The sequence below is a fragment of the Rhodopseudomonas sp. B29 genome (assembly GCF_000333455.1).
GTDB lineage: Bacteria > Pseudomonadota > Alphaproteobacteria > Rhizobiales > Xanthobacteraceae > Rhodopseudomonas.
This window is the reverse complement of sequence record NZ_BADD01000064.1, coordinates 1-11,108: the sequence shown is the minus strand read 5'-3', so window position 1 is coordinate 11,108 and position 11,108 is coordinate 1. Positions and strand designations below refer to the sequence as shown.

Below are 11,108 nucleotides of genomic sequence, written 5' to 3'. Positions count from 1 at the left end.
GGCTACTACCAGTGGGACAGCAACTGGAAATTCACCGGCCGCGCCGGCGTGCAGTGGTTCGGCGGCATCGACCTGCTGGAGCGAAGTCCAGTGGACGGCTTCACCGGCCCGACCGTCCGTCTCGACCTCGACAAGATGGACGACAACGACAACCGCCTGTTCGGCGTCACCGCCCAGATCGCCTGGACGCCGCAGCCGACCTATCAGCTGATCCTGCGAACGCCGCTGTATCTGCGGCGGAACTGAGCGATTGCGGGGAAGCCGTCATCCTGAGGTGCGAGCGCAGCGAGCCTCGAAGGATGACAGCCACGGCGCGGAGTCCATCCTTCGAGGCGCGCAAGAGCGCGCACCTCGGGATGACGCTGCAATTCGTAGTAAACGCTGCGTGGGCAACAACGCTCCGTCATGCCCGGGCTCGTCCCGGGCATCCACGAATTGAGCGCCGCAACGCTGAAAAACGTGGATGGCCGGGACGAGCCCGGCCATGACGGCGTGGTGAGGGAGCTAACTAAAACGAATACTCCACGCCTACCGTCAACCCCTGAAACAGAGTACTGGAGCCACGGTCGATGCTGCGCGCCGAGACGCTGCTCGGGGTTGTCCAGGTCTGCTGGATTTGCGCAGGCGCCAGTGCGATGCCTTCGAGCCATAGCGCCTCATAGCCGAGCTTCAGCGCGGCAACGTCGGTGAAGCGATACTTCGCCACCAGCCCGCCCTCGGCGACCAACGCCGCCGAATTGGTCGACGACTGCGCCGGGTAGAGCTGCTTCTGCATGCTCACCAGCGTGAGCTGCTTGGCGCGGTTGTCGTAGACGCCGGCCTTGATGGAGCCATCGACTGAGAAGCGTCCGAACTCCCAGAGCGCGGCCTTGGCGCCGATCTGGATGCCGTAGAGATCGTTGGTGGTCTCGGTCGTCCAGAACGGCGGATTGACGACGACTGGACTGCCGGGGACCGGCACCGCATTGCTGAGCCGGCTCGGGATGTTGAACTTCCATAGCGGCTGGCCGAGATCGGCCGGATCCAGCGTTCCTTCGAGCTTGTCGCTGAGCTGCAGCCAACGAATACCCGCGAGCAGTGTGACGCGCGGGGACAATTCCAGACGCACATTGGCCTCCAGGCTGTGCAGCCGCGTATCGTCCTCCCACGCCATCGACTGATAGGAATAGTCCTGCGTCTGCCAGAACGTGCCTGGAGCCTTCATCACCAACCATTGTGCAGGGTTCTCTGGCCCGGTGGATTTGGAGGCTTGCAGCCTTACTCCGAAATAGGACAGCTCGGCGCCGAGGCCGGACGGATCGCGGTAGCTCAGGCCGAGCTTAGGCCCGGCTGCCAGATGCTGACTGAGCCCGCTGCTGTTCAGCGCTTCCACGCCGGGCACGTTGGTCGTGTTCGGGCCGACCGGAGTCCACCACGGCACGTCGCCCGGAACGAGCGCCACCAGAGGCTGATGACCCGAGCCGGAGCGGCTGAGAAACAGCGCTTCGGTGGAGATTGTCCAGCGCGGCAGGCTGAGTGGGCGCTCCTCGGCAGACGCCGCGGAGGAATAAACGAGCGCAGCCACTAGCGAGCAGAAAACGGACAGCAAAGCGACTGGCGCGCGTGCGCCTGCGCTTTCGCGCTGATATCTGCTACTCCGAAGCAGTGCCATCGGCCAGAGACTCGCGTGTCAGCCGCCAAGATGCACAGCTTGCATCGTCGGCGGCCGATTCGGATCTTCGCGAGTCTACTTAGTTCGGCCTAGCCGGCCTTAATCGTCGTCATCCTCGTCGTCTTCATCATCATCATCGTCGTCATCGCGGCCGCCGCTGACGTGGTGCTTCTGGTCGTCCCAGAGCTTGCGATAGACGCCGTTCTTGGCCAGCAGCTCGGCGTGGCTGCCGCGCTCGATGGCCTGGCCGCCGGAGATGACGATGATTTCGTCCATGTCGACCACCGAGGCCAAGCGATGCGTCGAGAAGATCATGGTGCGGCCGCGGGCCAGCTTCATCAGCGTCTTGTTGATCGCCGCCTCGGTGGTCTGGTCGAGCGCCGAGGTGGCTTCGTCGAGCAGCAGCACGGACGGGTTGCGCAAAATGGCGCGGGCGATGGCGATGCGCTGGCGCTGACCGCCCGACAGCGTGTCGCCGCGCTCGCCGACCTGGGTATCGTATTTGTCCGGCATCGACATGATGTAGCGATGGATCTCGGCCTTCTTGGCGGCCTCGATCACCTCCTGATCGGTGGCGCCTTCCTTGCCGAGCCGGATGTTCTCGCGGATCGACATGTTGAACAGCATGTTCTCCTGGAACACCACCGCCATCGAGTGGCGTAGCGAGTCGAGTGTCACCTTGCGCACGTCGACGCCGTCGATCGTCACCCTGCCCTCGTCCGGCTGATACAGCCGCAGGATCAGATTGAGCAGCGTGCTCTTGCCGGAGCCCGACGGGCCGACCACCGCGATGGTCTTGCCGGCCTTCAGCTTGAGGCTGAGATTATCCAGCACCGGCCGCTGCGCGCCTTCGTAGGAGAAGGTCACGCGCTCGAAGGCGATGTTGTCGGTGATGCGCGGCAGCTCGGCGGCGCCGGCGCGATCGGCGATCGGGGTCGGCTCGTCGAGCAGCTCTTCCATGTGGCGGACCGCGGCCGAGGCTTGGATCGCCACCGGGATGAACTGCATCAGATGCGCGATGTTGTAGGACACTTCCCAGAAAGCGCTCTCGAAAGTGACGAAAGTGCCGACCGTGATCTGGCCCTTGGTGGCCAGATACGCACCGAGCGCCAGCACCATCAAGTGCAACAGCAGCACCGCCACCGTCACCGAGCGCTCGACCATCGAGGTCAGGAAGGTGGCGCGGGCCATCTTCTGCCGCGTCGTCTCGTTGCGCAGCGCGAACACGCCGAACATCTTGCGCTGCAGGCTGAACGCCTTGATCACCGCCTGCGCCGCGACATTCTCCTGGACCACGCCGAGCAGGCCGGCTTCCTGAACCTTCTGCTCGTAATTGGCCTGCACCGCCTTCGGCGTGAGGATGCGCGGGCCGATCAGCGTGATCGGGAACACAAGCAGCGCCACCAGCGCGAGCTGCCAGTTGAGGAACAGCATCAGGATGATGCCGGCGATCAGCTCGAGGAACGGCAGCAGCGCGGTGTTGGCAAGGATTTCCACGACGCTTTCAAACGCCGACATGTCGATCGAGAATCGCGACAGCGTCTCGCCGCGCTTGGTGCGCGCGAAATAACCAGCTGGCAGCTTCTGGACGTGATCGAACAGCCGCTTGCGGACGTCGGCGACGACGCAGGCGGCGAGCCGCGCGTCCCAGCGCTCGTACCACACCGCGACGATCGACGTGATGATGCCCGCGACGGCGAGCACCGACAGGATTTTGTACAGTTCCTGGAAGTCCTCTTCGCCGAGCGCGTCGTCGATCAGGAACTTCAGGCTGAGCGGCATGATGACGTTGAACAGCGTCTCGACGAGAACGCCGAACACCACGAACGCCAGCATCTTCCTGTAATTGGCGACGGCCGGGCGGATGAAGCGCGCGATCGTGGCGAGCGCGCCGGCAGCCTCGCGGGCGGTGAAGACGACGAGTTCCTCGTCGTCATCCTCATCGTCCTCTTCGTCGTCTTCCGCCTCGTCGTCGTCCTCGTCATCCTCGTCGTCGTCATCGGACGGCGGCGCCGGCTTCTTGTCGGGCGGTCCCTTCTTGTCGAGTGCGGGCTTCAATGCCGGCGTGATGCTCGGCACCACCGGCGCGGCAGCGCCGACCGGCATCGCGAATTTTTCGTCGAGCGGCGAAGATACGGCGTCACCGGGCGCGGCGCCCGGCGCGCTAGCCGACGGGTCGGCAGGAGCCGGAGCAGCCGGCGGCTTGTCGGAAGGCCTACGCTTGCGCGCCATGAAAGGAACCGGTGAGGACGGGCCCGATCGTCGTGATCGCGGACCGCGGCTGGTACCAAACCGAACCGCGGCGCGAACTTACGCGATCATTGCTGATCGGCAAAGCGGCGCGTCAGTCTTCGTCGTCTTCGTCCTCGACCTTGTCGAAGAACGAGTAACGCAGACTGTCCGCGTCGTTGTACCACTGACCCGGGCCGCGATTGGCCTTCAGCGTCAGCTCCCACAGCGCATCGCCGACGTCGTTGCGATGCATCGACAGATCGAAACCGTTGTTGAAGAACAGCTCCGACCATTCCCACCAGGTGCCGAGCTTCTTGACGCCGCGCAAGAGGTCGTAGCGGTCGATCAAATCAGCTTCCATGTCGCTGGTGACCGATCCGAACACCAGACCGGTGCGGGTGACGCGCTGCAATTCGCGGATCGCCTTGGCGGCGCGGTTCTCGGCGACGTGGCACAGGCTGGTTTCGAACACGATGTCGAACTCGTCGTCTTCGAACGGCAGGTCGGTGATCGAGCCGAGCTTGTTGTAGGGCTTCAGCGCCGGCGCCGTCTTGGCGACGATGCCGCGGTTGTTGTCGACACCGAAGGCGTCGACGCCGCGGCTGCGCAGCGCGCCGACCAGTTCGCCCGACGCGGAGCCGGCGATCAGCAGCTTGTAGCCGTGCTCCAGGCCCCACACCGTGCGGATCATCTCCATCAGGTAGTCGGGATCGGTGAAGCGGTTCCAGACCTCGCGATACGGGCCCTGGTTGCGATAGTTCTCGAAATAAGCGCGGTCGATCTTGTCGCTGGCGCCCGCGCCGCCCTGCCTGGCGCGGCGCAATTTCATCGTCTCGGTGACGATGATGTCGGTCGCCGCATCCGACGAGTCGAACAGGCCGTTGAGCGTCGAGTCGAACAGATAGTCGCCCACCACGACGAAGCCCGGATGGTTCTTCGGCTCGGGGCGATGATTGGTCATGACGTCCCGCACCGGCAGGCCGCCGGGGATGCAATTGACCGACGACAGCCAGCGATGGGTCTTGCCCTCGAGGAAATGCTCGCGCGAATTGCCGATCTCGGCCGGCAGCGACTTCAGCGCCAGGTCGATCAGCTCCTTGTCGGTGAGGTTGGAGAACGCCAGCGCGTCAGAGCCGGCGATCAGGAAGTTGAGCACACCGTATTTGCCGACGTCGTGGCGCGAGCCTTCGTTGTAGACGCAGCAGCCGCCGAACGCCTCCGACATGAACCAGGAGCCCGGGATCTTGTCGCCCCAGAACGGCGAATCGAACAGCAACGAGATGCGCAGATAGTGCGCCGGGCGGTCGAAATAGGCGACGTGCTTGACCATCGCCTTGCGCAGCTCTTCGTTGCCCCAGTCCAGCGTCGCCAGCCAGTTGTGCGGCAGGCACATCAGCACGAGATCGAAGTCGCGCGTCTCCGGCCCCTTGCCGTTCATCATCTTCAGTTCATAGCGGCCGGTATCGGTCTTGCCGACCTTGAGGACACGATGGTTGAACTGGATGTCGGCGTCGACTTCGGAGCGCAGGCACTCGATCAACTGCTCGTTGCCGTTCTGGATCGAATACAGGCCGATATAGCCGTCGATATCCATCACGAAGTTCTTGAGCGCGTTGAGGCCGTTGGTGTTGTGCGGCTCGGTGGCGATGTCGGACTTCGCCATCACCTTGAAGAAACGCTTGGCGGTCGGATCTTCGACTTCCTTGTCCAGCAGCGCGTCGGCGCTGGTCCACGCCCAGGGATGCTCGTTGTCGTGCGCGCCCACGCCTTCGTAGTACTCGAGCGGGTCCATCTGCTCGGTCAGCTTCTTGCGGAAGCCCAGGATCGCCTCGGCGGTCTTGTCGCCGTACTTCTTGCGCATGCCGGGGACGTCGTTGAGCAGCTCACCGTCGAGCTGCACCTGTTCGGCGTCCATCGGGATGGTCTGCAGGCCGAAGTGCTGGACCAGCTCGCGCAGCGGGTCGGGCCCGGTCATCGAATAATCGTACAGCTCGGCGACGCCGGCCTCGTACATCGCCGGAGCGGATTCGAACTTCTGGGTGACGATCTTGCCGCCGATTCGATCGGACGCTTCGAAGATCGTGACCCGGCACAGCGGGCCAAGCTTGCGCTTCAGATACCAGGCGCTCATCAAGCCGCCCGGACCACCACCAACGATTGCAAGATCAAACATGTCGCTCTTTCAACGCATCGGCGCGGCCATCCAAAGCCGCGCTTCCATCCGATTGCGCTCATCGCCCGTTTGACACAGACGCCGCGTCGAAACCAGTGCAACTCCAAAGCTTTGCGTTGATTTCGAAGGCACGCGACGCGGGTCACTGGGCGGTTCGTCGCCAGCCTTCACAAAGCGGCTTTTCACCTGAAGGGAAGATGAACAAGGCGTTCGGCGGCGCACAAATGCTGGACGCCTGGAAAGATTGCTGCCGAGATGAGCAATCGCGCCACAGCACGACAGGAGCGACCAACAAAAAGGCCGGCCCGAAGGCCGGCCTTTTCGCGATTGCATTGCAGAAGCCCGATTACTCCGCCGGCGGCAGCGACAGCGGTTCGGCTTCCGGGGTCGCCGGCACGATCGGGGCCTGCTTCTCGCGCTCGTCGAGAATGAGGCGATCGCGCTTGGTGGCGACTTCGCGAATCTTGGCCATCGAGGCGCCGGTGCCGGCCGGGATCAGGCGGCCGACGATGACGTTTTCCTTGAGGCCTTCCAGCGGGTCCACCTTGCCGTTGACGGCGGCTTCGGTGAGCACGCGGGTGGTCTCCTGGAACGACGCCGCCGAGAAGAACGACCGGGTCTGCAGCGACGCCTTGGTGATGCCGAGCAGCACCGGGTTGCCGGTGGCGGGCTTCTTGCCCTCCTCGACCGCCTTGGCGTTGAGCGCGTTGAACTCGATCTTGTCGACCTGTTCACCCGAGATCATGTCGGTATCACCCTGATCGGTGATCTCGATCTTCTGCAGCATCTGCCGGACGATGACCTCGATGTGCTTATCGTTGATCAACACGCCCTGCAGCCGGTAGACCTCCTGGATTTCGTTGACCAGATAGGCAGCGAGTTCCTCGATGCCCTTGATCGCCAGGATGTCGTGCGGCGCCGGATTGCCCTCGACGATGAAATCGCCCTTTTCGACGATGTCGCCGTCCTGCAAGTGGATGTGCTTGCCCTTCGGGATCAGGTACTCGCGCGCCTCTTCGTCCTTGTCCATCGGCTCGATCGAGATGCGACGCTTGTTCTTGTAGTCGCGACCGAACCGGATGGTGCCGGCGATTTCGGCGATGATCGCCGCATCCTTCGGCTTGCGCGCTTCGAACAGCTCCGCCACCCGCGGCAGACCGCCGGTGATGTCGCGCGTCTTGGCGCTTTCCGTCGAGATACGGGCGAGGATGTCGCCGGGCTTCACCTGGGCGCCGATATCGACCGACAGAATGGCGTCGACCGAGAGCATGTAGCGGGCGTCACCACCGCGCGCCAGCTTCAGCACCTTGCCGTCCTTGCCCTTGATCACGATGGCCGGACGCAGGTCCGCACCACCGCGGCTCGAGCGCCAGTCGATGACGATACGCTTGGCGATACCGGTGGATTCGTCGAGCGTTTCGGAGATCGACTGATCTTCGATCAGGTCTTCGAAATCGATCGTGCCTTCCACCTCGGTCAGGATCGGCCGGGTGTACGGATCCCACTCGGCGATACGCTGGCCGCGCTTGACCATGTCGCCCTCGTCGACGTGCAGACGCGCGCCGTACTGGATGCGATGGGTCGCCCGCTCGGTACCGTCCGGGTCGACGATCGCCACCACCATGTTGCGCACCATCGCGACCGAATGGCCTTCGCCGTTCTTCGCAATGCCGCGGTTCTTGATGACGATCTTGCCGTCGAAGTTCGACTCGATCACCGACTGCTCGTTGATCTGAGCCGCACCGCCGATGTGGAAGGTACGCATCGTCAGCTGCGTGCCGGGCTCACCGATCGACTGCGCGGCGATGACGCCGACAGCTTCACCGTGGTTGACCGGCGTACCGCGGGCGAGATCGCGCCCGTAGCACTTGGCGCAGATGCCGTTGACCAGCTCGCAGGTCAGCGCCGAGCGGATCTTGACCTCCTGGATGCCGGCCTGCGTCACCGCCTCGAGGTGACGCTCTTCCATCAGCGTACCGCGCGGGATGACGATCTCGTTGGTCGCCGGATCGCGCACGTCCTCGCCCGCGGTGCGGCCGAGGATACGGCTGCCCAGCGACGCGACGACGGTGCCGGCGTCGACGATCGCCCGCATCTTGATGCCGAGCGAGGTGCCACAGTCATCAGCGTTGATGATGCAGTCCTGCGCCACGTCGACCAGACGGCGGGTCAGATAGCCCGAGTTCGCGGTCTTCAACGCGGTGTCCGCGAGGCCCTTACGGGCGCCGTGGGTCGAGTTGAAGTACTCGAGAACCGAGAGGCCTTCCTTGAAGTTCGAGATGATCGGCGTCTCGATGATCTCACCCGACGGCTTGGCCATCAGGCCGCGCATACCGGCGAGCTGACGCATCTGCGCGGGCGAACCACGCGCACCGGAGTGGGCCATCATGTAGATCGAGTTGACCTGCTGTTCGGCCCCGTCCGAGCTCTTCCGAACCGCGGAGATCTCCTTCATCATCTCCTTGGCGATTTCCTCGGTGGCCTTCGACCAGGCGTCGACCACCTTGTTGTACTTCTCGCCGTGAGTGATGAGACCGTCGTTGTACTGCTGCTCGAAATCCTTCGCCAGCGTACGGGTGGTGTCGACGATCTTCCACTTCGAGTGCGGGACGACCATGTCGTCCTTGCCGAACGAGATGCCCGCCTTGAAGGCGTTGAAGAAGCCGAGCGCCATGATGCGGTCGCAGAAGATCACCGTCTCCTTCTGACCGCAGTGACGGTAGACCTGATCGATGACGCTGGAGATTTCGCGCTTGGTCATCAGCTTGTTGATGACCTCGAACGGCAGCTTCTTCGACTTCGGCAGAACCTGGCCGAGCAGAATGCGGCCGGCGGTGGTGTCGACCAGCCGCTGATACGGCTTGCCTTCCTCGTCGAGCGAATCCCAGCGGTACTTGATCTTGGTGTGGAGGTGGATGACCTTCGAGTACAGAGCGTGCTCGAGCTCGGCGAGATCGCCGAACACCTTGCCCTCGCCCGGCAGGCCTTCCCGCATGATCGACAGGTAGTACAGGCCGAGCACGATGTCCTGCGACGGCACGATGATCGGCTGGCCGTTCGCGGGATGCAGGATGTTGTTGGTCGACATCATCAGCACGCGCGCTTCCAGCTGCGCTTCGAGCGACAGCGGGACGTGCACGGCCATCTGGTCGCCGTCGAAGTCGGCGTTGAACGCGGCGCAGACCAGCGGGTGCAGCTGGATCGCCTTGCCCTCGATCAGCACCGGCTCGAACGCCTGAATGCCGAGACGATGCAGCGTCGGCGCGCGGTTCAGCAGCACCGGATGCTCGCGAATGACTTCGTCGAGGATGTCCCAAACCTCGGGACGCTCCTTCTCGACGAGCTTCTTCGCCTGCTTGACGGTGGTGGACAGACCCTTGGCGTCGAGCCGCGAGTAGATGAACGGCTTGAACAGTTCGAGCGCCATCTTCTTCGGCAGGCCGCACTGATGCAGCTTGAGCTCCGGACCGACGACGATGACCGAACGGCCCGAATAGTCGACGCGCTTGCCGAGCAGGTTCTGACGGAACCGGCCCTGCTTGCCCTTCAACATGTCGGCGAGCGACTTCAGCGGACGCTTGTTGGCGCCGGTGATGACGCGACCGCGGCGGCCGTTGTCGAACAGCGCGTCCACAGCTTCCTGCAGCATGCGCTTTTCGTTGCGGATGATGATGTCCGGCGCACGCAGCTCCATCAGGCGCTTCAACCGGTTGTTTCGGTTGATGACGCGGCGATAGAGGTCGTTGAGGTCCGACGTCGCGAAGCGGCCGCCGTCGAGCGGCACCAGCGGACGCAGGTCCGGCGGGATCACCGGCACGACGGTCAGGATCATCCACTCCGGCTTGTTACCGGAGAAGCGGAACGCCTCGACGATCTTCAGCCGCTTGGCGAGCTTCTTGTGCTTGATGTCGGAGTCGGTCTCGGCCATCTCGACGCGCAGCTGCGCATCGATCTTTTCGAGATCAAGGCCCTTCAGCAATTCACGGATGGCCTCGGCGCCGATCATGGCGGTGAAGCTGTCCTGGCCGTACTCGTCCTGGGCGCGGAGGTACTCTTCCTCCGACAGCAGCTGACGCTCCTTGAGCGAGGTCAGACCCGGCTCCAGCACCACGTAGTATTCGAAGTACAGGATGCGCTCGAGGTCCTTCAGCGTCATGTCGAGCAGCTGCCCGATACGCGACGGCAAGGACTTCAGGAACCAGATGTGAGCGACCGGCGCCGCCAGCTCGATGTGGCCCATGCGCTCGCGACGGACGCGGGAAAGCGTCACTTCGACCGAGCACTTCTCGCAGATGATGCCCTTGTACTTCATCCGCTTGTACTTGCCGCACAAGCACTCGTAGTCCTTGATCGGCCCGAAGATGCGGGCGCAGAACAGACCGTCGCGCTCGGGCTTGAAGGTGCGGTAGTTGATGGTCTCCGGCTTCTTGATCTCGCCGTAGGACCACGACAGAATCTTCTCCGGCGACGCGATCGAAATCCGGATCTGGTCGAAGACCTGAGCCGGCGTCGTCGGGTTGAACAGATTCATAATCTCTTGGTTCATCGCCATCTCCTCGACACCGTTGGAGCTGCGCACTCCGCGGGTCGGTTAAATCCTTGGTCCGTCCCCTCTCCCGCTTGCGGGAGAGGCTGAGGATTGAGGCCGCTTCCTCGCCAGGAAGAGCCCCGTCCGCCGGATCGTGCCGGCGGCCTCCCCCGCGCGGGGGAGGCGAACGCTGACGCTTACTCGGCCGCCTCGGCCGGCGGCGGTACGCCGAGCTTCGAGTTGTGCAGGTCGACGTTGAGGCCGAGCGAGCGCATTTCCTTGACGAGCACGTTGAACGATTCCGGGATACCGGCCTCGAACGTGTCGTCGCCGCGCACGATCGCCTCGTACACCTTGGTGCGGCCGGCGACGTCGTCCGACTTCACCGTCAGCATCTCCTGCAGCGTGTAGGCGGCGCCGTAGGCTTCGAGGGCCCACACCTCCATTTCCGCGAAGCGCTGGGCACCGAACTGCGCCTTGCCTCCCAGCGGCTGCTGGGTGACGAGCGAGTACGGACCGATCGA

General features: G+C 63.7%; 5 protein-coding genes and 1 pseudogene. 1 reads left to right on the top strand and 5 read right to left on the bottom strand.

Annotated features, from left to right (window positions below):
* A pseudogene (locus I5M_RS02240) lies at positions 1-246 on the top strand (hypothetical protein); the annotation flags it as partial.
* Positions 247-508: 262 nt separating this feature from the next.
* Here the strand turns inward: I5M_RS02240 and I5M_RS02235 are convergent.
* The 5 genes from I5M_RS02235 to I5M_RS29035 all read right to left on the bottom strand — a co-directional run.
* Entirely contained in the window at positions 509-1,564 is a 1,056-nt protein-coding gene (locus I5M_RS02235) for a hypothetical protein (protein ID WP_244431915.1), read from the bottom strand.
* A 186-nt stretch (positions 1,565-1,750) separates the two neighbouring features.
* Entirely contained in the window at positions 1,751-3,883 is a 2,133-nt protein-coding gene (locus I5M_RS02230; protein WP_022719909.1) for an ABC transporter ATP-binding protein, read from the bottom strand.
* A 112-nt stretch (positions 3,884-3,995) separates the two neighbouring features.
* On the bottom strand, positions 3,996-6,056 hold the full coding sequence (locus I5M_RS02225; protein ID WP_022719908.1) for an FAD-dependent oxidoreductase: 2,061 nt from the start codon (positions 6,054-6,056) through the stop codon (positions 3,996-3,998).
* Between the two features lie 346 nt (positions 6,057-6,402).
* A complete protein-coding gene (gene rpoC / locus I5M_RS02220; RefSeq protein ID WP_031335074.1) occupies positions 6,403-10,602 on the bottom strand; it encodes a DNA-directed RNA polymerase subunit beta' in 4,200 nt (1,399 codons plus the stop codon).
* Positions 10,603-10,781: 179 nt separating this feature from the next.
* The coding region (locus I5M_RS29035; protein WP_040771521.1) for a hypothetical protein at positions 10,782-11,108 on the bottom strand (327 nt) is incomplete at its 5' end.